This is a genomic window from Litorimonas sp. RW-G-Af-16, from assembly GCF_048319245.1.
In the GTDB taxonomy this organism is placed as follows: domain Bacteria; phylum Pseudomonadota; class Alphaproteobacteria; order Caulobacterales; family Maricaulaceae; genus Litorimonas.
This window is the reverse complement of sequence record NZ_CP166993.1, coordinates 1,640,064-1,665,604: the sequence shown is the minus strand read 5'-3', so window position 1 is coordinate 1,665,604 and position 25,541 is coordinate 1,640,064. Positions and strand designations below refer to the sequence as shown.

The 25,541-nt window shown below is 53.3% G+C and carries 22 protein-coding genes; 11 read left to right on the top strand and 11 right to left on the bottom strand.

The genetic code is table 11. The annotated features are described in order from the left end of the window. The first annotated feature begins 7 nt into the window (after nt 1-7). Both AB8615_RS08230 and AB8615_RS08225 read left to right on the top strand, forming a co-directional pair. Nucleotides 8-406 (top strand): NADH:ubiquinone oxidoreductase subunit NDUFA12, encoded by a 399-nt coding sequence (locus tag AB8615_RS08230; RefSeq protein WP_409432128.1) that lies wholly within the window; start codon nt 8-10, stop codon nt 404-406. Further along, on the top strand, nt 399-806 hold the full coding sequence (locus tag AB8615_RS08225) for a DUF2155 domain-containing protein (protein ID WP_409432127.1): 408 nt from the start codon (nt 399-401) through the stop codon (nt 804-806). The genes AB8615_RS08230 and AB8615_RS08225 overlap by 8 nt, the downstream gene beginning before the upstream one ends. Nucleotides 807-827: 21 nt before the next feature. On the opposite strand, the gene AB8615_RS08220 is transcribed toward AB8615_RS08225, so the two are convergent. Then, nucleotides 828-3,152, bottom strand: coding sequence for a M48 family metallopeptidase (locus AB8615_RS08220; RefSeq protein WP_409432126.1), 2,325 nt, complete (start codon nt 3,150-3,152; stop codon nt 828-830). Between the two features lie 393 nt (nt 3,153-3,545). Here AB8615_RS08220 and AB8615_RS08215 point away from each other — a divergent pair, with 393 nt between their 5' ends. Beyond that, nucleotides 3,546-3,878, top strand: a complete 333-nt coding sequence (locus tag AB8615_RS08215; protein ID WP_409432125.1) for a c-type cytochrome — start codon at nt 3,546-3,548, stop codon at nt 3,876-3,878. A gap of 27 nt (nt 3,879-3,905) precedes the next feature. Here the strand turns inward: AB8615_RS08215 and parE are convergent, their stop codons facing one another. The 3 genes from parE to AB8615_RS08200 all read right to left on the bottom strand — a co-directional run bounded on the left by parE (nt 3,906) and on the right by AB8615_RS08200 (nt 11,972). Beyond that, nucleotides 3,906-5,906, bottom strand: coding sequence for a DNA topoisomerase IV subunit B (gene parE / locus AB8615_RS08210; protein WP_409432124.1), 2,001 nt, complete (start codon nt 5,904-5,906; stop codon nt 3,906-3,908). 67 nt (nt 5,907-5,973) lie between these two features. Next, on the bottom strand, nt 5,974-8,487 hold the full coding sequence (locus AB8615_RS08205; RefSeq protein WP_409432123.1) for a hypothetical protein: 2,514 nt from the start codon (nt 8,485-8,487) through the stop codon (nt 5,974-5,976). 92 nt (nt 8,488-8,579) lie between these two features. Then, nucleotides 8,580-11,972 carry an autotransporter domain-containing protein gene (locus tag AB8615_RS08200; RefSeq protein ID WP_409432122.1) on the bottom strand — a complete coding sequence of 1,131 codons (3,393 nt, stop codon included), beginning with the start codon at nt 11,970-11,972 and terminating at the stop codon, nt 8,580-8,582. 177 nt (nt 11,973-12,149) lie between these two features. On the opposite strand from AB8615_RS08200, the gene lspA reads away from it, so the two are divergent. From lspA to ppk2, 4 genes are all read left to right on the top strand, one after another. Beyond that, nucleotides 12,150-12,698, top strand: a complete 549-nt coding sequence (gene lspA, locus AB8615_RS08195; protein ID WP_409432121.1) for a signal peptidase II — start codon at nt 12,150-12,152, stop codon at nt 12,696-12,698. 72 nt (nt 12,699-12,770) lie between these two features. Next, a complete protein-coding gene (locus tag AB8615_RS08190; protein ID WP_418152150.1) occupies nt 12,771-13,172 on the top strand; it encodes a DUF3035 domain-containing protein in 402 nt (133 codons plus the stop codon). Between the two features lie 167 nt (nt 13,173-13,339). After that, nucleotides 13,340-15,196, top strand: a complete 1,857-nt coding sequence (mutL, locus tag AB8615_RS08185; protein ID WP_409432119.1) for a DNA mismatch repair endonuclease MutL — start codon at nt 13,340-13,342, stop codon at nt 15,194-15,196. Between the two features lie 196 nt (nt 15,197-15,392). Beyond that, nucleotides 15,393-16,259, top strand: a complete 867-nt coding sequence (gene ppk2, locus AB8615_RS08180) for a polyphosphate kinase 2 (RefSeq protein WP_409434085.1) — start codon at nt 15,393-15,395, stop codon at nt 16,257-16,259. A 15-nt stretch (nt 16,260-16,274) separates the two neighbouring features. Here the strand turns inward: ppk2 and AB8615_RS08175 are convergent, their stop codons facing one another. The 3 genes from AB8615_RS08175 to AB8615_RS08165 all read right to left on the bottom strand — a co-directional run bounded on the left by AB8615_RS08175 (nt 16,275) and on the right by AB8615_RS08165 (nt 19,313). Continuing rightward, nucleotides 16,275-17,594 (bottom strand): hypothetical protein, encoded by a 1,320-nt coding sequence (locus AB8615_RS08175; protein WP_409432118.1) that lies wholly within the window; start codon nt 17,592-17,594, stop codon nt 16,275-16,277. 115 nt (nt 17,595-17,709) lie between these two features. Next, complete coding sequence (gene rsmD / locus AB8615_RS08170; protein WP_409432117.1) at nt 17,710-18,276, bottom strand: 16S rRNA (guanine(966)-N(2))-methyltransferase RsmD; 567 nt, start codon at nt 18,274-18,276, stop codon at nt 17,710-17,712. After that, nucleotides 18,273-19,313, bottom strand: a complete 1,041-nt coding sequence (locus tag AB8615_RS08165; RefSeq protein WP_409432116.1) for a pseudouridine synthase — start codon at nt 19,311-19,313, stop codon at nt 18,273-18,275. Before AB8615_RS08165 ends, rsmD begins: the two co-directional genes overlap by 4 nt. Before the next feature lie 45 nt (nt 19,314-19,358). On the opposite strand from AB8615_RS08165, the gene tadA reads away from it, so the two are divergent. Both tadA and AB8615_RS08155 read left to right on the top strand, forming a co-directional pair. After that, nucleotides 19,359-19,814 carry a tRNA adenosine(34) deaminase TadA gene (gene tadA / locus AB8615_RS08160; RefSeq protein WP_409432115.1) on the top strand — a complete coding sequence of 152 codons (456 nt, stop codon included), beginning with the start codon at nt 19,359-19,361 and terminating at the stop codon, nt 19,812-19,814. After that, nucleotides 19,811-20,782 (top strand): DMT family transporter, encoded by a 972-nt coding sequence (locus tag AB8615_RS08155; RefSeq protein WP_409432114.1) that lies wholly within the window; start codon nt 19,811-19,813, stop codon nt 20,780-20,782. Before tadA ends, AB8615_RS08155 begins: the two co-directional genes overlap by 4 nt. On the opposite strand, the gene AB8615_RS08150 is transcribed toward AB8615_RS08155, so the two are convergent. Next, nucleotides 20,749-21,492, bottom strand: a complete 744-nt coding sequence (locus AB8615_RS08150) for a TSUP family transporter (RefSeq protein ID WP_409432113.1) — start codon at nt 21,490-21,492, stop codon at nt 20,749-20,751. The two genes, AB8615_RS08155 and AB8615_RS08150, sit on opposite strands and share 34 nt — an antisense overlap. 169 nt (nt 21,493-21,661) lie before the next feature. Between AB8615_RS08150 and AB8615_RS08145 the strand changes: the two genes are divergently transcribed. Further along, the gene (locus tag AB8615_RS08145; RefSeq protein WP_409432112.1) at nt 21,662-22,843 is read left to right on the top strand and encodes a hypothetical protein; all 1,182 of its coding nucleotides are present in this window, start codon (nt 21,662-21,664) and stop codon (nt 22,841-22,843) included. A 92-nt stretch (nt 22,844-22,935) separates the two neighbouring features. Here the strand turns inward: AB8615_RS08145 and AB8615_RS08140 are convergent, their stop codons facing one another. Further along, entirely contained in the window at nt 22,936-23,562 is a 627-nt protein-coding gene (locus AB8615_RS08140; RefSeq protein ID WP_409432111.1) for a LysM peptidoglycan-binding domain-containing protein, read from the bottom strand. Nucleotides 23,563-23,636: 74 nt separating this feature from the next. Between AB8615_RS08140 and AB8615_RS08135 the strand changes: the two genes are divergently transcribed. Next, nucleotides 23,637-24,347: a PepSY domain-containing protein gene (locus AB8615_RS08135; RefSeq protein ID WP_409432110.1), complete on the top strand. Its 711-nt coding sequence runs from the start codon at nt 23,637-23,639 to the stop codon at nt 24,345-24,347. 22 nt (nt 24,348-24,369) lie between these two features. Here AB8615_RS08135 and AB8615_RS08130 read toward each other — a convergent pair whose 3' ends face one another. Both AB8615_RS08130 and fsa read right to left on the bottom strand, forming a co-directional pair. Then, on the bottom strand, nt 24,370-24,837 hold the full coding sequence (locus tag AB8615_RS08130) for a zf-TFIIB domain-containing protein (protein ID WP_409432109.1): 468 nt from the start codon (nt 24,835-24,837) through the stop codon (nt 24,370-24,372). Between the two features lie 41 nt (nt 24,838-24,878). Continuing rightward, nucleotides 24,879-25,529 carry a fructose-6-phosphate aldolase gene (gene fsa, locus AB8615_RS08125; RefSeq protein ID WP_418152144.1) on the bottom strand — a complete coding sequence of 217 codons (651 nt, stop codon included), beginning with the start codon at nt 25,527-25,529 and terminating at the stop codon, nt 24,879-24,881. Between the last annotated feature and the right edge of the window lie 12 nt (nt 25,530-25,541).

Here is a 25,541-nt window from a genome sequence, read left to right as displayed (position 1 = left end):
GTCGTCGGTGTCATTTATCAAACGTCTATTTACATGGTGGAACGGGTCAACTTTTGGCACGACCTTGCAAATTCGTCGTCGTGCCTCAAAGGTTGGGGAAGACGAATATGGCAATACGTATTTCGAAGAAAATAAGCTGACTTATGACGGGCGTAAGCGTCGTTACGTCACCTATAAAGGCTATGCTGATCCGTCGCGTATTCCGCCAGAATGGCATGGCTGGCTGCATCACTCCTATGATGATCTGCCGAGTGAAATGGGCATCAAAGTCCATGACTGGCAGAAAGAGCATTTGCCGAACCTGACGGGCACCGTTCACGCCTATAAGCCAAAGGGTAGCCTTGATCGTGGCGGTGCGCGCGATAAAGTTGCGTCTGATTACGAGGCTTGGACCCCCGATGCGTAAGCTAGCGCTGTCTCTCCTATTGCTAGCAGGGCTTAGCAGTCCAGCATTGGCCGCTAATATTGACGGCACGGCTGTCGTTCTGCGAACGCTTGATAAGGTTACGGCGACGACCAAGGATTATACGGTCAAAGTCGGCGATACCCTCAATTATGGCTCGCTGACGATTGAAGTTGCGCATTGCGAAAAGCGACCGCCCGAGGAAATTCCCGAGACGTTCGCGTTTCTCAAGATTTTTGATACGCGTTTGGACGGGAAAGGCACATCAGTTGAGCCGACAGAGCCGATCTTCTCTGGCTGGATGTTTGCGAGTAATCCTGCAGTTTCCGCGCTGGATCATGGTGTTTATGATGTGTGGGTGCTGCGCTGTAATACGCCAGAGATTGCAGGTCTGCGTCAGTAAGTCAGAATTTGTCTGGAGAGCCTAGCCCAACCCGACAAATCCTGCATAAATTGTTCCCCCGACAATCGTGACAGCGACCAGAGTGCGCACGAGTGATGGGCCTAATCCATGCGCGAGTTGGAATCGGTTCCACAAATCCAATTTCTTTTGCAACACATACTCATCCCCTGACAGCAGGGTCGGGTAATCTGTGACGCATTTTCCAGCTTTCGGGGCAGGCTCCGGGGTTGTCCCTGCCAGATGATGGGCCTTCAATGTTGCCTCAGATTGCAGCAATTCTTTCAAGAATAAATTATGCAGAAGGGACAAAACGCCTTGGAAATTGCCCATGACTTTAAACGCTTCTTGCGTCCATTGCGGCCAGTTTTTCTTATCAACAGGCGCGAAGTCAAAAATCGGCGAGGCTTCAGACCATTTGGCTTTGACGCCTAGGTCATCAAGAATACTCTGCGGAAGTTCTAGCGCTTGCAGATTTTTGGACACGCGCGTCATGACGCTATCGACGGTTTCACAAACCTTGATCATGCGCTTTTTCTCAAAATGGCCGATCTTTCCGTCGGCGGTAATGACGTTCCATGTGTTGATTAACTGCGCCTGTTCATTGCTGACAGTGGCGAGCATATGATCCGAACAATGCAGCAATTCCAGTGTGTTGCGAAGATGTTCTGGCCAGCCATTTTGGTGTTTTTGCGCGAGCAAATAATAGGTCTTTCGGCAGTTCGCTTCGTGCAGCATGAGTTTTTGTAGCGCCGTTTTTTTCTCAGCCTTGAGGTCTTCGATCGCTTCGGGAATGTCCTCTTTGGAAATTTCTTCGCCGCGGTGACGCAACACGCCGCCAGAGGGTTTCATTTGCCCCGTCATCAAGGCTTCGAGTGTATTTTGTTCAACTTCTAAGTTGCGCACGGCTTTGAGATCGAGATTGATTGTTTCGGGGTAAAGCATTTCTAGGTCGATCTTGCCTTCGGTCACGTCAGACATATCAAACATCTGATCGACACTAGCAAAGTCGCGCACAGGACTGCGGCCCAAATAAGCCCCACGATATTCGGGGGAATAAGAAATATCGCTAAATTTCGCCGAGACGGCCTCGGCAGGATTGCCAATAGCAAAGCCTTTGACGGCCTCCTGATTGTAAAAATCGAGGCTTAGTTTCTGCCGTAAATTTTCAGAACCCTTGAACAGTAGCCATGCCGAGCGGTCATCATTGATCGCGGGGACGTAGGTCGCTTTGGCATTGTTTTCCCGGTCTGTATTGGGCGGATGCGTTGACCACATTTGTGGCGGGATCGCGGCCGCTTCCTCAAATACGCGGTGGGAAACAGCGTCCCCCGTGGCAGCAGGCGGCAGTCCATAATTGGCGTCATCCAAGATACGCCGCATTTCCTTGATCGTCTCTGATTGCGCGGCAAACAAGTCGTTGAGAATTTGCTTATTATTCCCGACATTCCCCGCCACATCCATCGCCGTGCGCCACGCTTGGTCTGCGGCTTGTAGCTTATATAGCGCGTTGATTAGCGCGTCGCTGCCCGTCACGGACACGGCGACGAGGTCAGCATTGAATTCCATTTCCCGCGAGAGCGCACGTTCAGCGATGATCACAATGTTGAACAGCGTGTCCATGAGTGACCGCAGCGACCAGATGATCAGAGATAAAATCCACCCAATCCAAGCGATCCGAAGATCAATCCGAGAGATAAACTGCACCACAGAATCTAGCCAATCGCGGACGCTCACCATGTGGGCGATAATCTGTTGCGCGACATAAACCCAGCGGCCCACCATCATAGAGTTTTGCGCAAAATGCCCAAATTCATGGGCCAGCACAGCCTTCAACTCAGTCAGTGTCAGAACATTTACGAGACCCAAACCGACGATCAAATTCTTCTTCGATGGGATGATTAAATTGAGGAGCGACAAGTCGTAGAACACGGCTGCGTTCACTTCGGGCGTAATGAACACGCGGTGGGGTTTCGGCGCGCCAATTTCATCGGCAAGTTGATGGAGGAAGGCATAAAGTTGCGGCTGATCCGCCTCTGTGACTTCGATACCGCGCGGCGTTCCCATTTTGCGCATCGCGAAAAGCGATTTGACCATGAACACGGTCAGGATCGCCGAACACACCAACATGATCGCGCTCAAAATGCCAAAATCACCGGGGGTTGAGAGGCGCACTGCATTTTTATAGGTGATGTACGCAAAGCCCGCCGTTACAGCGAGATAGATCGCCATAAACGCCATAAGGCCGAGCATTGCCAAAATGGCTTGTCGTTTATAACTCGGCTTTGCCTCAGTCAGATTGGCAGGCACGTCCCGCGGGCTTTCTGGATATAAATTCGCTAAGCTCATGATCTGCTTCCCCTTCAGATACGATTTTCTACATGCTTAGCGATAAAGACTTAAACGTGTAAAGGGAGGAGTTAGCTGGGGATTTGCTTTTGCGTAACCTTAGGCCGACCAAATTGAAATGTTGAGTGTCCTGTTATTTTACGTCACGGAAATGCCGATAACTGGACGCCTATTAAAATGTCTCGCGCTTTGGAGCGGGCTATTCTCTCGTGCACAAAGTTAAAGATCTATGACGGCCTAGGACATTGTTCCCCGTTGCATGCGGTATTGCCGAGGGTGTTGGCGAGCTGAAACAAGCGGCTTGGGAATTATTAATTGCTAGAAAAAGCCGTATTTTGGTTTTACGGTCCTATTATGAGGACACTTAAACATATCGGGCTCGTAGCCCTTATTTTGTCTGCCCTATCATTGACCGCTTTATCAGCCTGCCAACAAGAGGACACGCCCCCACAGCAATTTGATCCTGCGTTTATTGAAATCGGGCGAGAGATTGCGCAAACGCAGTGTGTCTCTTGTCATAGTATTGGTCAATCTGGTGACAGTCCGCGCAGTGATGCGCCGCCCCTACGCACTGTGCTGGGTATCTATAATGCCGAATCTCTAGCTGATGATTTCCGCGAGCATATCCATGTTGGTCACCCTGATATGCCTGATTTCGATTTCACGGTGAAAGAGACTGAGGGATTGCTGGCCTATTTAACGTCAATCCAAGTGACGGATAAATAGAGACTAAACACCTCACTTAGGCCGCCGTTAAATATCGACGTCTTCCACAAATTGCGCATGCTCTTGGATGTACTCATAGCGCAATTCCGATTTCTTCCCCATTAGAGTTTCGACGAGAGATTCTGTCGTCATCAGGTCATCCTGATCTATTGTAATCCGCGCGAGTTGTCGCGTCTTTGGGTTCATTGTCGTGTCTTTCAACTGGGCAGGGTTCATCTCCCCGAGGCCTTTAAAGCGCCCAATATCAACCTTGCCTTTGCCCGTGAAAACCGTCTGCATCAGTTCCTCTCGGTGGGCGTCATCAATCGCGTATTCTGTCTTAGCGCCTTGCGTCATTTTATAGAGCGGCGGCATGGCCATATAGAGCCGTCCCGCATCAATAAGGCCGGGTGTATAGCGATAGAAAAACGTGATCAGCAGTGCTGCAATATGCGCCCCGTCCACATCCGCATCGGTCATAATCACAACCCGTTCATAGCGCAGATCATCCAGATCAAATTTCTTGCCGAGGCCAACCCCTAACGCTGTCATCAAATCGCTAATCTCGTTATTGGCTTGAATTTTTGCCATAGTCGCGCTCTCGACGTTCAAGATTTTACCCTTGAGTGGGAGGATAGCTTGCGTTTCGCGATTGCGGGCTTGCTTGGCAGAACCGCCAGCAGAATCACCCTCGACGATGAAGATTTCCGTGTCGTCCGAGCCCTTGCGGGAGCAGTCGGCGAGCTTGCCTGGGAGGCGAAGTTTTTTGGTCGCGGATTTGCGTTTGACGTCTCGCGCTTTGCGGCGTTTGACGCGCTCATCTGCTCGCTCGATCGCCCATTCGAGGAGTTGCGTTGCATCTTTGGGTGAACTGGCGAGGTAGTGATCGAAGGGATCGCGGATCGCGTTTTCGACCAAACGGCTGGCTTCTGAGTTAGACAGGCGATCTTTGGTCTGGCCTTGAAACTCGGGTGCTTTGATGAAGACAGAAATCAGGGCGCCTGCGCCAAACATCACGTCTTCGGGCGTCACATGACTGACTTTTTTACCCATACCCGTCAGGTCGGCATAGGCACGGAGGCCCTTGGTAATCGCCGCCCGTAGCCCGGCTTCATGCGTGCCGCCGCCAGGGGTTGGAACAGTGTTACAGTACGAGCGCACAAAGCTATCCGCTTCGCCGTAGCCTTCAGGGGACCACGTAATCGCCCATTCGACACGACCATGGCCTGAGTCCTTTTTAGAACGACCCGCAAAAATTTCCGAAGTGACGGTGGCTTTCGTGCCCATCGTATCGGCGAGATAGTCGGCCAAACCGCCAGGAAACAAAAAGGTCGCCGCTTCTGGAATTTCTGGCGTTTGCTTGAGTTTTTCAGGCGCACACTTCCAGCGGATTTCAACACCTGGCTGAAGGTAAGCTTTGGCCCGTGTCATGGTAAATAGTTTCGCCGCACGGAAAGCCGCTTTAGGGCCGAAGATTTCGGGATCAGGATGAAAGCGGACTTTCGTGCCGCGTCGATTATTGATCGCGCCAAGATTTTCGATTTTCCCAACAGGCTTGCCTTGCGAGAATTGCATGCGGTGCAATACTTTGTCCCGCGCGACTTCGACTTCCAAGAAATCCGACAGCGCATTCACGACTGACACACCTACACCGTGGAGACCGCCAGATGTTTCATACGCCTTATTCGAAAATTTCCCGCCCGAATGAAGCTCCGTCAAGATCACTTCCAGCGCAGACTTTTTTGGGAACTTTGGGTGAGGGCCAATCGGGATACCGCGGCCATTATCAGAGATAGACAAAAAACCTTCAGCGTCTAACTCAACTTCGATACGGGAAGCGTGACCCGCCACAGCTTCGTCCATCGAGTTGTCGATGACCTCGGCAAATAAATGGTGCATGGCGCGGTCATCTGTGCCGCCAATATACATGCCGGGGCGAAGACGAACGGGCTCCAAGCCCTCAAGGACTTCGATGTCCTTGGCCGAGTAGCTCTCGCTCGTTGTGTCTTTTTTTCCAGCGAACAGGTCTTTTTTCTTTGAAGCGGCCATGACGTCCTAAGGGGTAATCAGTGAATCAGCACACACTATGAATCATAGCGCGGAGGGTGCAACGGTTTTATTCGTCTTCCCACCGCACAGGCCGCATTTCGTAGTCATCGGGGACGGAATAAGTGCTGAAGAGAGATTGGCGTGCATTACTAACCGCCCTTTCGCGACGCTGGTTGCGCTGGGCCATGCCGTTTATGTGCATATCAGCCCGAAACCTGTTCGGCACAGCGTCAAATGATTGACCCGTCAATCCAAGGAGACGCTCCCATAACTCTATCGTTCGCCATTCCTCCATCGCTGACCATAACGGCGTTGGCCAATTCAGTCCTGCGACCGAGTATGTGCGCCACAAAAAGTCAGCCTCCATCAGGCCACCTCGCCTTAATTTGGTGTTGAATACATCCAGCGGCGTCTCCGTAAAACGCTCTTTTGCGATCAGGTTGAGCATGTATTTGGCATCAATCAAGCATTGCTTACGATTGCGCGGGCGGGACATGACCGCGTCTATCGCGGCTTGCACCTTGGGCGCAAAATTTGGATCGCCAGCGATTATACGCGCTTTGTATAACGCGATATGCTCCCATGTTTTTGCGCGGGTTGCATGGTAGTCCTTGAAGCTCGACAGCTTTACTGCGGGCGGGCCAGACCGTCCCGAGGGGCGCAAGCGCATGTCCAAATCATACGCGATCCCTTCGCGCAGCGGCGTTGTCAACGTGGTACGCAGGCGCCGCACAATTTTGGCTGATAGCTCGCTTTCTACCGCGTCTCCGAAAATAAAAATCAGGTCAATATCAGACATAGGCGCCATATGCTGGGTTGCCATTTTCCCCAAGCCTAAGACACATATTTCAACGTCCTCAATCTTCAAGTCATCACAGACAATCTTGATCGCGGCTTCAATCGTTCTATCGGCCAAATCGGTTAGACGTCGCGGTAGGCTCCCAAAATCTTCTTCGGAGTGATTGAAAAAAGCGTGATAAGCTTGGAAGAGGTTTTCATTCACAAACCTTCTCAGCCGCTCTAGCCGCGTCTCATAGTCTGGGTCTGTAAAAATGAAATCCGTATTCGGGGTCAGGCCAGTATTTATCAGGCTTTGGGGATCTAAAAATACATCAATGATGTGCGGGGATTGCTCAAGCAGTCGAGTCATATGCGGGGAGTAGAGCAGGGGCACGATCAGCGCATCTAGCAGCTTGGAATTGCGTTGCAAAAGTCTGAGATATTGCTCTGAACGAGCGATTGATTTGAGAAAGCTATCAATGCGCGGCAAGGCTGCATTGGCGTCCGCCGAAGAGTTTATTACCCTGTTTAACAGCGACTGTCCTAACGGTTGATAGCGGGAGAGGCGGTCACGCGCGACGCCGTGGGCATTGAACCCGCCGAGCCAGCTATTCGCAATCGCTTGACTGACGTCTGACAAGTCCGCCGTAGAAATTCTTGCGCTATCGTCTGGTTTGGCTTCGGCGTGGAACAGCGCGTCAAAATGCTTATTGACCACATTGCGGCGAGTATAGATTTCCGGCGCATACGACTCCCAGTCAGCATACCCCAAAACTTGCGCGATTTGCGATAGGGGGTAGGGCGCATCGGGCACCATATGCGTCTGCTCATTCCCGAGCATTTGGATGGCGTTTTCCAAGCGGCGTAAGGCGATGTAATGCTCGCTTAGCGCTCCGCAAACGCGGTCGTCCATATGGCCGAGGGACGCTAGGGACTGCAGCGCTTTGAGCGTGTTGGGTGTGCGCAATTCATATTGTTTCCCGCCCCACACAAGTTGCTGCGCATTGGCGATGAATTCGATCTCGCGAATACCTCCACTGCCAAGTTTGACATTAAACCCGATCGGATCAGGGATAATCGGGTCGGGCTGCGCGCGTTCCTGTTGTAAGCCCGGATGCTCCAAGTTGATGCGAGTTTTGAGATGGGCCAATTCGTCAAGGGCGCGAAAGTCTAGATTTTGCCGCCAAATAAAAGGCGCGATGTCGTTGAGAAACTCTGCGCCAACACTCTTGTCGCCCGCCACGACCCGCGCTTTCATCAGGGCGAGGCGATGCCACGGCAGGGCGCGGAAAAAGTAGAACGCGCTGGCTTCATCGGTTGTCATAGACAGCCCGCCAGAGGAGCTTTCGGGCCGCAACCGCCAGTCGACGCGCCAGACAAATTCGGCGCTATGATTGGGTTTGAGGATTTTGCCGAGGCGCTGGAGGACTTTGTTAATCACATATTTCTGCCCCTTATTGGCAGAGATGGGTAGTGTTTCCGCGTCATAGAACGCAATCAAATCGACGTCGGAAGAGAAATTCAGATCGAAACCGCCCAGCTTTCCAAGGCCGAGGATGAACAGGCTGGTCAGCGGAATATCGGGAACTCGCTGCGCCGCCAATTCTTGATGCCAAGCGGCATGCAGCGCTTTGTCTATCGACTTGGCGGCGAAATCACTGCGCAAAATACCCAGTGTTGAAAAGTCATTATCGGGCATCAACGCCAAGGCGGCCCATGCCAAGTCAAAGTGCGACTTTAGGGCGTATAGCTTGGCGACGAAATCCGGGTCGGTTGGCGATAGCTGCGCAAGCGCGGCCATAGCTTCAATGGCATCATCCGCTTTGGGCGCACCATAAGTGTCAACCAGCCCCGCAAGATAAGGGCTAGCTGATAGCTGCAGCGTGGGTGCTATTAGAATAGGAGACGCACAACGACACGGCCCGTATGGCGGATAAATCCGTCACGGATGTCGCTGTCAAAGTCAAATCCGATGGAAGAGTAGGCAGACCCTGCGGCGACAGAGAAGCCCACTAGAACACCGCTATCGGGGAACATGATGGATTCGAGCTCTGCGCGTTGGCTATCAAATAGGCCGCCATTTCCGTCATTGAGTCCCACATAACGATAGGTCGTCATGACGGGATCGCTAATAAAGTCATTGCGATAGCCAAAGCGAATGCTTGGACGGATCCATGTCCGCTTGCCTTGGAACTTCGCACCAAGATTGATCATCGCTGTCGCGGACCCTAAATCAGATTTGCGTTTATCCACACCCACGGCCAGACCAGCAACGCCAGTCTCTTCATAGGCGTTTTCCGTGAGGCTGAGATAATCAAGCGATACGGTTGGGCGGAGCCAGAATTTCTCGGAAAGCTCAACGTCATAACCTGCGCGAACGGAGCCATTGATGTGGTAGCCCGCCCAGTCACCTTTGGTTTCGCCAAAGAATTCATTGATACGCACACGACGTTGTTGCTCAAATTTATTGTAGCCGCCGCCGCCGTAAACATCGACGCTCAAACCACCAGACTGCCATCCTGCGTAGAGGCCACCTTGAAGTGTGATCACATCAAGCGGTTCGTCAATGCCGACAACGTCTTCGATCTCCGTGCTGGCAAAGCCAAAATTAACACCAACGGTATGAAGCGGTCCCAAGGCTGTGTCGAGCCCGCCCGTAAAGCCGAAGCCTGCGCCGCGATATTGTTCTGACAAACCCGCCAATTCACGATCTGCGAAATAGGCGAATTCTTGTAACCAAGCGCCGCCTGGCTTATCGGGGGAACGACGTGCTGTATCAAGATGTGACCCGACGGCACCTGTCGCACCGTCAACATTGGCGACGACGAACTGACGCGCGGCGGCGGCAAATTCTGGTAGGATTTGATTGTAGGCCGCGTAGAAATCATTCGAATTTGTTATATTCGCGAAGGCATTGCCTAGCCCATTATTGGACGTCAGGGACTGCAGCGCCGCATTGAAGGCTTGGCCCTGAACTTGGTCGAGGCCCAGTCCGCCTTGCTCTACACTGACGTTCGGATCGCGAAGATCGAGCGTGATAACAAGGTCACCCGCTGCGTTGAGAGACAGGCCAGTATTATAAAGAAATGGTGTTTCGCCTGCAGATAAGGCGGCAATATCTCCGACGGTCAATGTGCCGCCCGCGCTGGCGATGTCAAAGACCTGCGAATTGCCTGGCACGAAAGAGACGTTGTTCAATATCGGGGCAATCGTCGCGCCGCTCTCAAATGTAATGTCACCACTTGAGATTAGCGTAGAGGCTGTGCCAGCCGACCCATCAATGACGGGTGAAAATGACGATGTTCCGTCGAAATTTGCACTCGTAATTGAGAGCGGGTCGCCACTCCGCAAGACGAGAGAGGAACCTTCGATCACGGAAATGTCGAGGCCGCCCGAGTTCGTCACATTTGCGTTCAAGGACGCGCCGCCAGAGAGTGCAAGGGTGTCATTACCTGCGCCGAAAGCTACGGTTTGACCAGAGATCGCGCCCGCGCTGGCAATCAAGCTGTCATCACCTGATCCCATGAGTACACTGCCTGAAATACGTGGCTCAATAGGCGAAATATCGTCGTCGGGGTCATCGTCGGGGGTTTGAGATTGTGTCAGGGTAAAGCCAGTTGTGTTCTGCGATACATCAATCGCGATCAGCTCGAAATCTGTTTCAGCTTCTAGTGTTCCATCTGAATTACTGCCGGCTGCGATAATGTTGCCCGTATTTGTTATACTTGTCAGCGTGCCAGAGGCATCTTGGATTGCGACGGCTCTGCCTTGGCGGGCGACGATCAATGCGCTGAGGGACCCTGAGTTTGTGAGGCTTTGTGTCGTCGCATTGGCGCCAATATCAATCGCAATGGCAGTCACGTCGCGCGGGGCCAGTGGGTTGTCTGAGTCTGCATATACGGCGTCAGTGGCTTCTGAGGCTGTGGCAAGAATGATGCCTTGATTGTCAATCGTATTCGCAATGGCCTGATCGCCGAGGACGATGACGCGGGCGAGACCCGTGCCGCGCATATCAGCAAGTTCAGTCGGAGAGCGGAAGGTGGTCGAACGCATTGTGCCTTGGTTGCTGAGACCTTCCGCAAGAGTCGCGTCTTCTACCAGTAACGCCGTGGCATCAAAATCATCGTAAATGCCAGAGGCTGCCACTTGGCCTTCATTGATAAAGGCGTATTGCATGTCCTCATCAAAATCTGCGTCTGCTGGATCAGTGATAGCTGCAACCAGGCCAATCGACATGATTGTGCCGTCACCGTCTAACAAGATCGCAGGTGCGCTACCGAATTGCGTGACCGTGCTTGTGCTAGCCAGTGTGAAAAGCTCATTGCCGTCGTCGTCCAAAACGGGGGCGCCGTCCGCGTCGACAGCTGGGATCAAACGCCGTTGTAAGTAAACGCCGCCATCGACATTGCCGCTAATCGCGATTGCCGATCCCGCTTGGCCGAGATCTTCTGCGCCCAGATCATCACGCCCTGCACCTTGCGTCGATAGTCCTGGGCGGGTGGAGAAACGGTAGCCATTAACCGCCACGGCTCCAGAGTTGACGAAACCGCCTTGCACGTCGCCTGATACATTATAACCGGTTGAGCCGATGCCAGCGACTTGGATATTGCCTGTGTTGTTCAGATCACCCGATACATTGGATGCCACATTGACGCCGTAACTATTGTCGCCTGTCACACTGATCGCGCCTTCAGTCGTCATGCTCCCCGTCAGGCCACCAACCATCATGGGTGTGTTGGCTAGGTTGATGCCGAAACTGTCATTGCCTTCAACTGTGATGGCGGATGTGCTGGTTGTTTCGACGTTGCCAATGAACGGAGACGCGCCAGAGATAAGGATACCTGTGCGACCTGTTCCCTGAGCGAATGGGCCGTCTGGGAAGACATCGTCATCCGTATTGGTGTTGGTAAAGTTTTCTGTGATCGAGATTGACCCGCTTTGCGTGTAGCTACGATCTGCGCCGCCCTGCAGAGAAACACCCGTTGCGTTATCCACATCTGCGATCACCACGGCCCCAGACAGATCAAGCGCATTGTCCGAGTCGAGAATAACCGCTGGCCCAGGTGTGGTCAGCGTGACGCTGCCGCCAGATTCGATGGTCACATCAGACGGCGTATCACCGTCACCTGCCGTAGATGTTTGAACGGGCGTTGTTCGTCCGTCCGTGACTGTAACCTGTGCGAAGGCGGGCAGGGATATTGCGGTTCCAAGTGCTAAAATAGCGGCAGAACTCAGAAGGCGCGCTGCCGTCATTTTTGCGCTGATTGGAGTAGATGTCTTGCGCATAATGCGGTCCCGGGTCTTTGTATTAATCGCTCTAGCGGCCAAATAACCGACAGTTGCGAGTCTGCTTCGCCTGCTTCTAACCATATTCGATGCGCAGGCCAATGAAAACATGGTTACTTTTGCAGTTCAATGGCACAAAGCATTGATCAGAGCGAGAAGTCGTGGCAGGGCGAGCCCATGACTGATTTCGGAACACTCCCGCAACGCCGTGACTGGCTCACATTTGTCTTAGCGGTCCCGCTTGTCGTGATCATCTCTGATCAGCTCTCTAAATGGTGGGCGACACAGTTTTTTAACGTGCCGATGAGCATTTGTGAGACCAATCCCCGCCCTGGTTTGGAATATGAAGTGTCACCAATCGTTGATCTTGCCCTCGTGTGCAATCAAGGAATCAGCTGGGGGCTGTTGCAGGGTGATAGCTCTATCAAGAGGTGGCTTCTGACGGCTTTTGCTTTCATTATGTGCGGCGTCATGATCTATATTTTCCGCCAGTCGCGGGATTGGATAACGCGGCTGAGCCTTGGATTGGTGATTGGCGGCGCGATTGGCAATGGTATTGACCGTTTTCTCTTTGGCGCTGTCACAGATTTTATCAATTTTGGCGATATTGGCTTTCATTGGGTCTTTAATATCGCCGATAGCGCGATCAGTGTCGGCGTTGTCGGCCTGATTTTGGCGAGTTTTCGTAATGATCGGCTTGAGAAGGCTGCGAAAAACAGTTCCTGACGAAATGCTCACTTGGCGAGCGGCTCCAGATTGGCTAGACCGCCCTTAATCGAATTTATGAAAGAGTCTCCTATGACCCGTCTGATTACATCTTTGGCATTGGCTGCCACGCTCGGCGTCTCCCTTGGTGCCTGTTCCAGCACGTCGAAAGCATTGGGCCTGAAAAAGAGCGTGCCGAATGAATTCAACATTCTTACCAAGGCGCCTTTGGTTATTCCGCCAGAATATAATCTTCGTCCGCCACGTGTCGGCGAGAGTAGCGCAGAAGAAAATTACTCTCAGGCCGCCGCGCGCCAAGCCCTAATCGGGGACGTCGATGATGCAGAGCCGAGTCGCGGGGAAATTGTTTTGATGAGCAAGGCTGGCGTCGCCAGAGCCAATCAAGAGATTCGTCTTGAAATTGACGGACAGAATTCCGTTGAGCGCAAGACAGATGCTTTGTCTGATCTTGTGCTGGGAGTGAACACCCCCTAGACCCAGAAGCTGAGGCCGCGCGTTTGAAATCTATCGAAGCCGCAACAGGCGGTGGTCAAGTCGAAATTTCCCGTCGTCCCGGCGGACCGAAGTTGCCAGGCCTTTAGTCCACAGCTCACATGACCTAAAATCTGGCCTAGCCGCGTCCGCGCAGCTAGGCTTTTTTTATGTCCTCAACCCCAACAGTGATTCGGCGCTTGCCCAATGAAACCGTCAACCGCATTGCGGCGGGCGAGGTTATTGAGCGTCCCGCCAGCGTGATTAAAGAGTTGGTTGAAAACGCGCTCGATGCGGGCGCAACACAAGTCGACATTCGCTATGAAGACGGCGGACGGCAAGTGATCACTGTCACTGATAATGGTCGCGGCATGAGCGAAACTGACTTACCAATCGCGATTGAACGGCATGCAACATCCAAACTATCGGAGGACGCTGCGGGCCACTGGGATTTGCTCAATATCGCAACAATGGGCTTTCGCGGCGAAGCCTTGCCCAGCATTGGATCAGTCGCACGTTTGACATTAATAAGTCAGACAGAAGTCTCTGAAAACGCTTGGGAATTATCAGTAGAGGGCGGGGCAGTCCGTCCGCTTAAACCAGCCCCAAAATTTGGGCTCTCTGGCACGCGGGTTGATGTACGAGATTTGTTTTACGCCACGCCTGCGCGACTGAAATTCCTGAAATCCGAACGGTCTGAGGCCATGGCAATTAGCGACGTGATCAAACGCCTCGCCATGGCAAACCCAAGCGTTGGCTTCACCCTTGGCACCTCTGCGCGCACCTCGCTCAAGCTCGCACCCGCAGATCAACTCGAACGCTTGGCAGCAATTTTGGGTCGCGATTTCGGTGACAATGCGCTAGCGGTTGAGACGGAGCGCGAGGGAATTTCGCTGACGGGATTTGCAGGTCTGCCGACCTATTCGCGTGGTAATGCACAGCATCAATATCTGTTTGTGAATGGCCGCCCCGTTAAAGATCGCTTGCTACACGGCGCAGTGCGGGGCGCTTATAAGGACTTTCTCGCTCGCGATCGTCACCCCGTCGTCGCGCTCTATCTCGACCTTCCGCGTGAGCATGTAGACGTCAATGTCCACCCTGCCAAGACCGAAGTGCGCTTCCGCAATCCCGGTCTCGTGCGCGGGCTAATTGTGTCGGCTCTACGTCACGCGCTCGCTGCTGCAGGCCATCGTGCGTCGACCACAGTTAGCGATTATGCCCTCGGCAAAATTCAGACCAGCCAACCGCAATATGCGTTTCAGCAAAACTATAATCGGCAACCTTATGCCGCTGCGCCCTATCAAAACGACCCTGCCTTACAGCCTTTGGTCGATGGCATGGCCCCGCCTGTGGCTCCAGATGAATACGGGTTTTCCGCGCGTGTCGAAGAAGCAGGTGAGGGGTATCAGGCAGAGGGTTATACGCCTCATGCACCGGACCTCACCGCGAACCCGCTCGGCGCCGCGCGGGCGCAGCTTCACGAAACCTATGTCGTCGCGCAAACGGGGGACGGCATCGTCATAGTTGATCAGCACGCCGCGCATGAACGCCTCGTCTATGAACGGATGAAGCGGGATATGGCAGGCAAAGGCGTGGAGCGCCAAGCCCTGCTAATCCCTGATATCGTGACTTTGGGCGAAACAGACGCAGAGCTTGTGCTATCACGCGCCGAAGAACTTGCGGAAATGGGCCTTGTGATCGAGCCATTTGGGGCAGGGGCTGTCGCCGTGCGCGAAACGCCCGCCCTGCTTGGCGAAATGGATGTGCAAGGCCTGCTCCGCGATCTCGCCGATGATCTGTCCGAATATAACGAAGCCCTCTCGCTCAAGGAAAAGTTCGAGCATGTCTGCGGCACCATGGCGTGCCACGGCTCCGTCCGCGCCGGTCGCCGCCTCAACGGGGCCGAAATGAACGCCCTGCTGCGCGAAATGGAAGCGACCCCTCACAGCGGCCAATGCAATCACGGCCGCCCCACCTATGTGGAGCTTAAACTCGCCGATATTGAGCGGTTATTTGGGCGGCGTTAAAATACCCCCAAACTTGACCTACCTCAAATTTCGCGGCTCAATCATGGGCTAAGCTGCTTGCTTTGACCAAAGATTGGGGGGGACTGTGTCCGAAGCTGAAAAACCGCGCGCGGCTAAGTCTACAAAAGCAGCGAATGAGACTTTAACTGCTAGCAGCGACGCCCCGATTGCGGGCGAGACCCTGCATACCCAGGTTATGGGCGATGCCGCACCCGACGCTATGCGCGAAGCGTTTGAAAGCGGGCAATATCCCTATCCCAAAAAACTCGGCAAGAAAGTCTATGAGGCGAAAAAGGCCGAGTTACAGGTGGAGTTGTTAAAGCTGCAAAAATGGGTCGAGGAAACGGGGCAGAAAGTCGTGCTGATCTTTGAGGGGCGTGACGCCGCGGGCAAAGGCGGCACGATTAAACGCTTTATGGAGCATTTAAACCCCCGTTCCGCGCGGGTTGTGGCGCTTAACAAACCGACGGATGAAGAAAAGACGCAATGGTATTTTCAGCGTTACGTAAAACACCTGCCGAGTGCGGGGGAGATGGTCTTTTTTGACCGCTCTTGGTATAACCGCGCGGGTGTGGAGCGGGTCATGGGGTTTTGCGGGCCAGCCGAATATCTGGAATTTATGCGCCAAGCCCCCGATCTGGAACGTATGTTAGTGCGCTCCGGCATCAAGATTTTCAAATTCTGGTTCTCTGTCACCCAAGATGAGCAAAAGCGCCGTTTTGAGAGCCGCAGCACTGACCCGCTAAAACAATGGAAGCTCTCGCCTGTAGACAAGGCCTCGCTGGGGAAATGGTATGACTATACCGAAGCCAAAGAGGCGATGTTCTTTTACACCGACACAGCCGACGCGCCGTGGACGATCGTGAAATCTAACGACAAGAAACGCGCGCGGCTGGAATGTATGCAGCATGTGCTGTCCAGCCTGCCTTATACGGACCGCAATACAGAGTTGGTGCATGGCGCGGATCCGCTGATTGTCGGCGGCACCCATCATGTGCTGAGCAATTCGGATAGCTTGCTGGATAAAACCGTCCACCCCGCCATGCGTAAGGGGGATGATTGAGGCTACTCCACTTGTCTATTCGACTCTGGCTCGAAAGCTCAGGCTGTAGGATGACGGCGTTATCGTCCCTTCGCTAAACTCGCCTTGGGGGGCGAAGCAGATATAGGTCACGCCCGTGTCATAGGTGTCTGTGGGGATGTAGTTACACTGGCTCATATTCGCGGGGGCGGTGGCGCTATCGGAAAAGCCGAGGTCTGTGGCTTGGGTGAAGGTCAGCCCGCTATCCGTGCTTTGAAATGCCACCATATCCGTGCCGGGCCCGCCATCATTAAAGTCGCCTGTGAAAAAGCCCAACGCGTCTGGCAGGCGGTCTGTTAAAAAAAGGCTATCGTCATCCACAGGCCCGCTCCCGGTATTTTCAACACTGATGGTATAAACCGCTTCTGATCCAGGGATCATATAGGGGCTGGAATTCCCGCTATATTCCGTGACCGTCTTTTGCGCGGCGAGGGTGGGTGCCTGATTATTATCAAATAACCAATAGGCGACATTTTCCGTTGTATGGCTGCGGGAGGTGTCGCCCGCAACGATTTCTTCTTCAATCGCCCATTGCACAGAATTATTGGGCAGAGGGTTGCTGCCGTAAAGAATAGCCCAGCCACCTTGTCCGCCATCTTCGCCTTGCTGTTCAACGACGCCAATATCGTAATCGCCGGACACGCTATAATTATAAGGCGGGCTATTGCCAACACCTGCGCCCGTATCTGCCCCGACGGCTGTGGTAAAGCTGATGTCATTGACGGTGGCGCTGCCCGCTTCCAACACAATATAACCCAGCGTTTCATTGGCGCGCGTACCGTTGATCTGGCCGATGTGTTTGCCCACGCAAATCCCGTCCGCTTGCCCAGAAAAGAACGCACCATTTCCGCGTGTTTCGCAATCATAATTCCAAAACACGCTGGCATTGGCGTCGTTGAAAGACATGACTTGCCCCACAACATGCGGATTGGCGTAAGTCTGGGTAATGGCGCTGGTGACGTTCTCATTATTCACAATGCCCCAACCACCCGGCACGGACAGCCCGCTTGTGCCGTCAGAGACGACTTTGCGTGCCTCATATTTCAAGCCGCCAGAATTATACGCCCCTTCATCCGCAATGACGCAATGCACATTGGATGTGGGGACGATAGAGCTGTTTTCAAATTGCTGCAGGCGCAGCTGAAAACTGGTTGCGGTGACATTGCGGATTCGGGTCGTGGCAGATGGGCTAGCGCTGCTGACAAGGTTATGTTTGCAAACAACAATGGCGTCCGAATAAGTGTTTTCCAGCGCCACGGTCTGCCACGCTGCGCCGACATTTGGGACAAGCTTAATCTCTAAATCAGTGGTTAGCATTTGCGCATGTGCTAGCGGTCTGGCGAGCAGCCAGATGAGCACTCCCCAAAGCGCTGCCGCTACAGTATGTCGCTTCCACATGCAGGAAACTTAGCAAATGACAGTGTATGGGGAATTAACGGATCGAGCGTAAAAACAATACCCGTGCCGCGCCCCACGTCTTATCTGCCAGCACTTCAAATCCACGGAACTCGACATCTTCTTCGTCTGCGGCGACTTCTAGGATGATGACGCCGTTCTCTGCGATCAAGTCATGCTCTTTCAGCTTGCGTAGGACGGGTTTCCAGAGGCCTTTATTATAGGGCGGGTCCATAAAGATATGCGTGAAAGCGCCGCGCAGATTGCCGGGCGCGATCTTGAGCCGTGTCGCGTCGTGACGGTGCAGGCGGGTGCAGCCAAAAAGCCCCATTTTGTCGATATTCTCGCGAATGGCGGCGCGAGCTTTGGGTTCGGTTTCGACAAACAAGCAAAACTCTGCTCCGCGCGAAATCGCCTCTAGCCCTAGCGCACCTGACCCTGCGAAAATATCGGTAACAATCGCGTCTTCGAGGGGTGGGGCCCAGTCCGCGTGGGCGAGGATGTTGAAAATACTTTCTCGCGTCTGGTCAGAGGTTGGGCGCGTTGAGCGTCCGCTGGGCGTGGCGATATTACGTCCGCGCAGGCGTCCTGACACAATTCTCATCGCTTAGGCCCGCCTGGTTTCCCTCCGCGCGGTTTTGCGCCGCCAGATTTCCCGGCAGGCCTACCAGCAGACTTTCCAGTTGGTTTGCCACGAGCAGGTCGCCCTCCGCTATCACCGTCTTTCTTGGCGTGTGTGCGGGGTTTGAACTTGCCTTCTTTCGGCGGCGATTTTGCGAACTTTCCGCGGCCTTTCGGGGCAGGCTTGGACGGTTTGCTGTCCGTGTCTTTTTGAAAGCGTTTGGCGCTGGCGTGGCTGCCGCGTTTGGGGGCTTTAACGGGTTTTACGACTTCGTCGGGTATGTCGATTAAATGGCCGAGTTTGGTGCTTAACTCTTTGTGTTTCACCTCCTCGATCCCGCCTTTTTCAAGCGCCCCGAGCATGAAGGGGCCAAAGCTAATGCGGATCAAGCGGTTCACGCGCAGGTCAAGCGTTTCCATGGCGCGGCGAATTTCGCGGTTTTTGCCCTCGCGGATGGTGACGCCAATCCAGTGATTGTCGCCCTTTGTGCTTTCAAGTGTCGCTTCAATCGGGCCAGTTTTGATACCGTCAATAAAGATACCTTCCATCAATGTATCGAGTTGTTCCTGCGTCACGCGACCATAGGCGCGAGCGCGGTAGCGGCGGGAGAAGCCTGTGCTGGGGTGTTCCAGCGCGCGGGCGAGCTCTCCGTCATTGGTCAGCAGAAGCAAGCCTTCTGAGGTCATATCCAACCGACCGATAGAGATGACACGACCCAGCGATTTGGGCAGGGTGTCAAAGACTGTGCTGCGACCTTTTTCATCCTTGTGCGAGGTCACGAGGCCGTCTGTCTTGTGGTAGCGCCAGAGGCGTGGCGGTTCTTTGGCGGCGATTGGTGCGTTATCAAAAAGAATTTTATCTTTGGCCGTGACTTTGACAGCAGGGGTCGTCAGCACGCGGCCATTGACTTTGATGCGGCCCTCTTCAATCAATTTTTCTGAATCGCGGCGGGACGCTACGCCTGCGCGCGCGAGGACTTTGGCGATGCGTTCGCCGTCTGTGGGCATCTTGTTTTCCATAGTCGCTCACTTGACCCTTTCGCGCGAACAAAGCAAGGGGAGGCTGTGACCGATGATGAATATATGCAGATCGCCTTGGCTGAGGCGGAAGCTGCCGCACGCCGCGGTGAAGTGCCTGTGGGGGCGGTACTCGTGGACGCAGCGGGGGACGTTGTGGCGCGGTCTGGCAATGCGCCGATTGCGCTGGATGATCCAACGGCCCACGCAGAAGTACTAGCAATACGTGATGCGTGTTATCACGCGGGCAATTACCGCCTGTCAGAATTGACCCTTTATGTAACGCTAGAGCCTTGCACGATGTGCGTCGGCGCGATTTCCAATGCGCGGATAGCACGGGTCGTTTACGGCGCGTCTGATCCCAAGGGCGGCGCGGTGGAGAGCGGTGTGCAGTTTTTCGCCCAGCCAAGCTGCCATCACCGGCCAAAGGTGATAGGGGGCGTGCGGGCCGCAGACGCCGCCGCTCTGTTGAAATCTTTTTTCAAAGCGCGTCGCAAACGATGAAATCGAGCAATTTGCTCGGCTACGCGATGGCGTTGATTGGCGCGAGCTTCTTCTCGCTAAAAGCCGTGTTGGTGAAGCTCGCCTATTTGCCGAGCGAGGGAGCCAATGTCGTATTGGCGCAAAATGAATTAGAGCCAATTACCTTGCTTGCGCTGCGTATGGGCTTTTCCGTGCCAGCTTATATCCTGATTGGTTTCTGGGCGTGGCGGAAGCTGGCCGATAAACCTTCATTCTTGCCCGTCGTGCAAGCTTTCGCGCTCGGCATACTCGGCTACTACCTCTGCGCATTGCTCGATTTTACGGGGCTATTATATATCACTGCGCAGCTTGAGCGTATATTGCTGTTCACTTACCCGATCTTTGTTGTAATCATTGGCACGATGTTCTTTGGCGGCAAGATCACGCGTTGGAGCGTGCTGGCGATCCTCTTGGCCTATGCTGGGATTGGCGTAATTTTCGCGGGCGGGGAGATCGCGACGGGCGCCAATGTGATGTTGGGCAGCGTGCTAATCATTTTTACGGCCTTCTTATTCGCCATGTTTCAGCTTTTCGCTAAAGGCCTCATCAATCAGATGGGTAGCTGGGTGTTTACCTGCACGGCGATGACAGGCGCTGCGGTGAGTATTCTTCTGCATTTTACTATATCTGCCTCTATGGGGGAGGGTGTAGCCGCGTCGCTTGATCTGCCGCCACGTGTGATCTTTATCGGTGCAGCAATCGCGTTTTTTAGCACGATCATCCCGTCATTTTTGGTCAATATCGCGATTGATAAGATTGGCTCCCAAACCACGGCAGTGCTGGCCATGATAGGGCCTATCACCACGATTATTGCGGCGATCATATTGCTGGGCGAGCCATTTGGTTGGGTTGATGCGCTCGGCACAGCGATCACGATTTCTGGCATCGCGCTCTACACGTTCTTCGAGCGCCGATCTCAGCCCATCAGGGCGATCCCTCTAAAGACATAAACCGCCCCGATTAGCGTCACGAGATATTTGGTATAGCTACGAAAATGGATGTCGCTAAGACGGTGCAGCAGGCGCGTCCCGATAAATGTGCCGAGCAATACGGCTGGTATAGCGGCGATAAACACCCAAAGCGGCGGCAATCCTGCGAGCCCCGCTGACATGGCTAGCGGGGCTCCGAAATAAAAGATTTTGGCGAGATGACTGACGAACATGGTCATCGCTTTTGTGGCCACGATTTCTAGGCGCGTAAGTCCCGTCTTGACGTAGAAGAAATCCAGCGCTGGCCCCGCCACGCCTGCTGTCAAATTCAACCCCATCACCATCGCACCACACAGCACAGCATGAGCCGGCTTCTCCGCATCCCCCGCCAGCCAGTTGCGCGGCAGCCACAATATCAATGGCAATAAGCCTAACGCCAGATAGAGCTGCGACTTGTTCAACGTAATCGAGAGCAGGAGCAAGACCCCGACCGATGGCACCGCCCCCAACGCATGCCACCCCAAAATGTCCCACCGAATGTCGGGTCGCAAGAGATAGGTTCGGAAGGAGTTGGACACGCTCTGCACTGCGCCGTGAACGACCATCGCTTCGGCCACACCCAGAAAAGCCGCGATGATTCCCATGAAAATCATCCCGCCCGCCATGCCGAATAAGCCAGAAATCGTAGCCGTCACCAGCGCCGCGATAATGATGATTAAACCCAGTTTCACGCTGTCTGAATAGACTCGTTTCGGCTCTACGCAAGGAATTGCGGCAAAAGTGGCGAAAAAGTGGCAATCGAGGGCGTCAGATTGCTTGTCGGTAAATCCGATTTATGTATCGTTAACCTAATTGATTCGGCGGGATATTGTCTCTGCTGAAGGGTCCTTGGGGGATAATATGAGTTTCTTTAAACGTGATAATACAGATGAACGCCGTCCGATCGGATCGCTAACATCGGGTGAAAATGCGGATGCGCAAATCGCAAAGGCTGAAGTTGACCGCATCGCGGCCGAGCTAAAATCCAGTGCTGATCAGCAAGCGCAGGCCGCCCGCCGTATAGCGGGTTTGAACAAGTCGCTTGAGAAAATGGAAAGCGGTTTGCGCCAATCCAGCCGGATTGAAGCTGACAATATGCGCCTGTCTGCTGAACTCGCAGACCTCAAGACAAAGTTGGAGCAGAAGACATCTTGGGCGTCAGAGCAGGAAAACAAGCTGATCAATTTGGAACGGTCACATAATGAAATGCGCCAGCAGTATGAAGCCGCGAAAGCTGACATTGCGCAGCGCACGGACCGCGAAACAGAAACGCGCGAGAAGCTATTTAAGCAAAGCCGCGAAGTTGAAACGCTTTCAACGCAACTGGCTCAAAAGAATGAACGCCTAGCTGCCGTTACGGCGACCAATCAGGGTATCCAAGATGATTTGGCGCAACAGGCAGCTGATCTGTCTGCGCAAAAGCATACGATAGTATCCTTGCGTAAAAGCGTTGAAGAATTGTCCGCAAGACTTGAAGCGAAAACGAAAGAAGTTGATGGATCAGCCGTTGAGACAAAAAATCTTCGCATGGACCTGACCGACATGAAGGCCCGCTATTTCGAAGCCAATAGTGCGCTGGAAAATGCAAAATATAACAACAATACGCAGAAGAAAGTCTTTGAAGAAACGCTCAAGCGTCGGGACAATGAGAACCTTGCGCTGGAACGTCGGATCGAGCAGCTGAACACACAACTCCGCATCAAGGACAATATGTCCAACCACTTTGACGAAGAAATTGTGTCGCTTCGCAATACGCTTAAAACTGAACGTGAGCGCAATGATCGGAATGAAGAGCGGTTTCGCAATAAGATGGAAGAAGTGGAGCGCAATGCTCGCTCACTCGCACGCACGAAGGCTGAATATGAAGAGCTTTCAGCGAAATACGCGGCGGCGTCGGAAGATTTGGAGAGCCTGCGCAAGATCACTCTGGTACAAAAGCAAAAGCTGGAGCGTTACGCGGCCATTGGCGGTGTGTCTGTCGGCCAAGCGCTACACTCTGCGGGTGTGACCGAAGACGGTCCGCGCCTAAAAGCGGTGAAATAAACCGCTCTCTCGTTAAAAATAAAGAAATAAAAATAAAGCGCCCTGTAAAATCTACGAGGCGCTTTTTTTTGTGTTTGGAAATTGAGTGTCAGCTAGCGTTTATTACACTTCGTCGCGGGCAGGCGTAGGATTTGCCCGCGATCAATCATCGTTGGATCGCTGATTTTATTGAGCTTTGAAATAGCGTTGACGCTCGTGCAGTTTTCTCGGGCAATAGCATAAAGCGTGTCGCCCGGCGCAACGGCGTAAAAATGCCCCGCCGCCGCGTCATTCTCCGTCTCGTCTTGTTTTAAAATGATCGGATGAGGCTTAGGGGTCGGAACAGGGGCATTGCTGTATAGCGTCTTTGTTGCAACGACTTGAGTGTCCTCAAATATAGCGCGGCTCGGTTGCGCAGGCGCGCCGTAGGCTTTCGATTGGAAGTATTCGCGGCAATTCACTTCGACATCCGCTAGGATCGTGTTAGACCGCGATCCTTCCTCCAAGATCAGCACGCGCGCTGTGTCATTTTTTGAGTTTTTATCAGCAGCCCGTGCCCGCATATTGGCATTGTCGCACACCATCGCGGCTTCGGCCTTTTGCACAACGGGGTCAGAATAGCTGACTTGGCGCACGATTTTTGGCTTTTTTCGCTCCACTTTCACTGTCGGAATCTTCTCTGATACGGACGCACACGCGCTCAACGCCAGACACAATGATAGTGATAGAATAAGTCTCATAGCCAGCCCTCTTAGTGACTGTATAGTCGGATTTTATGGTTGAGAATTCCTTAATTCATCGCTAGTTCGCACCTATGTCCCGTAATTTTGCCAAATATCTGACACGTATTCATAAATGGGCGGGATTGATTTTGGGGCTTCAGATTTTCATCTGGTTCGCATCGGGTTTCTTCATGACGCTCTTCCCGATCGATCAAGTGCGCGGGAGGCATATAGCGACGGCTGAGCCTGTTGCGCTAACTGACACGCATATCATCCCGATTGAGATCGCCATGACAGCCTATGAGGGACAGTTGACGGGCGCGCGTCTTACAACGCTCCCCACGGGACCAGCTTATATCTTGATGGGTGATACGGGAGAAATCGTGATGAACGCCAAGGACGGCACATTTATATCGTCGTTAGATGAAGCCTCAGTCCGAAAGGTTGCTGAACAATATTATATGGGTGAGGCGGCGATTGCCTCTTTACGAAAACTAGACGCCGCACCCCGAGAATATAGAGGGGCATTGCCCGTATGGCAGGTGGAATTTGCGGACAAGTCGAATACTCGCATCTATCTGGATACGAAAACGGCTGAGTTAAAAGCGGTGCGGACACGGCTATGGCGCGTGTTTGATGTGGCGTGGCGGTTTCACATTATCGACATCACGGGTGAAGATAATTTCAATGCGTGGTGGCTCAAACTCGCGAGCTTCCTCGCCATGCTTTTCGCTATCAGTGGTTTTGGGCTGCTGTGGCACCGATTTATGGGGCGTCGGCGTTTGCGCAGACTGGCCGCTTAAAGCAAGCCACAAGCGCTAGGGATTAATCTTTTATCGCGCCGAACAAATCCTTGAAAAACCCGCTAATGCCTTTGGGTTTTAGGTCGGCCCAGATCTCGTCTTCCACCTCATCAGCGATCTCTTGCTCGCGCTCGAAAAATTGCTCAAGCTTTTGCAATTCGCCCGCATCTAGCCAGATACCATGACCTTTCGGGCAATTATCAATCACGATTTGCGAGGCAAAGCCGTATTCGCGTTTCACCAGACCCGTATTGCATGTCACGCAAGACAGGCTCCCTTCAGACTTGGCTTTTGCGACGGCATAGGCTCCGGCGATTGTATTCTCTGGGCGGGCGAGGGCGGCGCTATGGTCGACCTCCACGCGCTCTTGGATCGCTTCCAGTTCGCCTGCGTCAAGCCAAACCCCTTGGCAATGTGGGCACTTGTCGATTGTCACGCCTTCATAAGTTTCAGTTGCGAGGGTGAAGTCATCAACGGGGCAATTTCGCATAGTAGTCTCTTATTTTAAGTCAGAGTGGGCGGGGCAAAGGCTTAGATGGATTGACCTGTCTTTTCCCAGTCCTTCATGAAGGCAGCGAGGCCTTTATCGGTCAGAGCGTGATTGGATAGAGCCTTGATCACGTTGGGCGGGGCGGTCATTACGTCAGCGCCCACGAGCGCACATTCTTTGACATGGTTGGCATTGCGGATAGAGGCCGCAAGGATTTCAGTCTCGAACCCGTAATTATCGTAAATTGTATGAATGTCCTCGATCAACTCCATCCCGTCCAGCGAGAGATCGTCGAGGCGTCCGATGAAAGGTGAAATATAAGTCGCGCCGCATTTGGCAGCCAGCAATGCTTGATTAGCTGAAAAGCAGAGCGTGACATTGGTCGGCGTGCCTTCGCGCGACAGGACGTTACAGGCCTTCAGCCCGTCCATCGTCAGAGGCAGTTTGACGCAGACATTATCAGCAATTTTGCGCAAGATGCGGCCTTCTTCAACCATTTGATCGGCGTTCATTGCAACCACTTCAGCGGACACATGGCCCTCTGTCAGCTTGCAAATGTCTTTGACGACCTCTTTAAAGTCACGCCCAGACTTAGCAATGATAGACGGATTAGTCGTCACGCCATCGACCAGACCAATGTCAGCTAGTTCTGCAATCGCGTTTAGATCAGCACTATCAACAAAAAACTTCATGGGAGGCTCCGA

Bases quoted from the DNA above. Each gene is read 5' to 3' on its own strand.
- mutL (WP_409432119.1), top strand. From the start codon at position 13,340: ATGTCCTCAACCCCAACAGTGATTCGGCGCTTGCCCAATGAAACCGTC.
- fsa (WP_418152144.1), bottom strand. From the start codon at position 25,529: ATGAAGTTTTTTGTTGATAGTGCTGATCTAAACGCGATTGCAGAACTA.
- AB8615_RS08200 (WP_409432122.1), bottom strand. From the start codon at position 11,972: ATGCGCAAGACATCTACTCCAATCAGCGCAAAAATGACGGCAGCGCGC.
- AB8615_RS08220 (WP_409432126.1), bottom strand. From the start codon at position 3,152: ATGAGCTTAGCGAATTTATATCCAGAAAGCCCGCGGGACGTGCCTGCC.
- rsmD (WP_409432117.1), bottom strand. From the start codon at position 18,276: ATGAGAATTGTGTCAGGACGCCTGCGCGGACGTAATATCGCCACGCCC.
- AB8615_RS08205 (WP_409432123.1), bottom strand. From the start codon at position 8,487: ATGGCCGCGCTTGCGCAGCTATCGCCAACCGACCCGGATTTCGTCGCC.
- AB8615_RS08145 (WP_409432112.1), top strand. From the start codon at position 21,662: ATGAGTTTCTTTAAACGTGATAATACAGATGAACGCCGTCCGATCGGA.
- AB8615_RS08190 (WP_418152150.1), top strand. From the start codon at position 12,771: ATGACCCGTCTGATTACATCTTTGGCATTGGCTGCCACGCTCGGCGTC.
- AB8615_RS08165 (WP_409432116.1), bottom strand. From the start codon at position 19,313: ATGGAAAACAAGATGCCCACAGACGGCGAACGCATCGCCAAAGTCCTC.
- AB8615_RS08175 (WP_409432118.1), bottom strand. From the start codon at position 17,594: ATGCTAACCACTGATTTAGAGATTAAGCTTGTCCCAAATGTCGGCGCA.
- lspA (WP_409432121.1), top strand. From the start codon at position 12,150: ATGACTGATTTCGGAACACTCCCGCAACGCCGTGACTGGCTCACATTT.
- AB8615_RS08140 (WP_409432111.1), bottom strand. From the start codon at position 23,562: ATGAGACTTATTCTATCACTATCATTGTGTCTGGCGTTGAGCGCGTGT.
- AB8615_RS08225 (WP_409432127.1), top strand. From the start codon at position 399: ATGCGTAAGCTAGCGCTGTCTCTCCTATTGCTAGCAGGGCTTAGCAGT.
- AB8615_RS08135 (WP_409432110.1), top strand. From the start codon at position 23,637: ATGTCCCGTAATTTTGCCAAATATCTGACACGTATTCATAAATGGGCG.
- AB8615_RS08155 (WP_409432114.1), top strand. From the start codon at position 19,811: ATGAAATCGAGCAATTTGCTCGGCTACGCGATGGCGTTGATTGGCGCG.
- parE (WP_409432124.1), bottom strand. From the start codon at position 5,906: ATGGCCGCTTCAAAGAAAAAAGACCTGTTCGCTGGAAAAAAAGACACA.
- ppk2 (WP_409434085.1), top strand. From the start codon at position 15,393: ATGGGCGATGCCGCACCCGACGCTATGCGCGAAGCGTTTGAAAGCGGG.
- AB8615_RS08130 (WP_409432109.1), bottom strand. From the start codon at position 24,837: ATGCGAAATTGCCCCGTTGATGACTTCACCCTCGCAACTGAAACTTAT.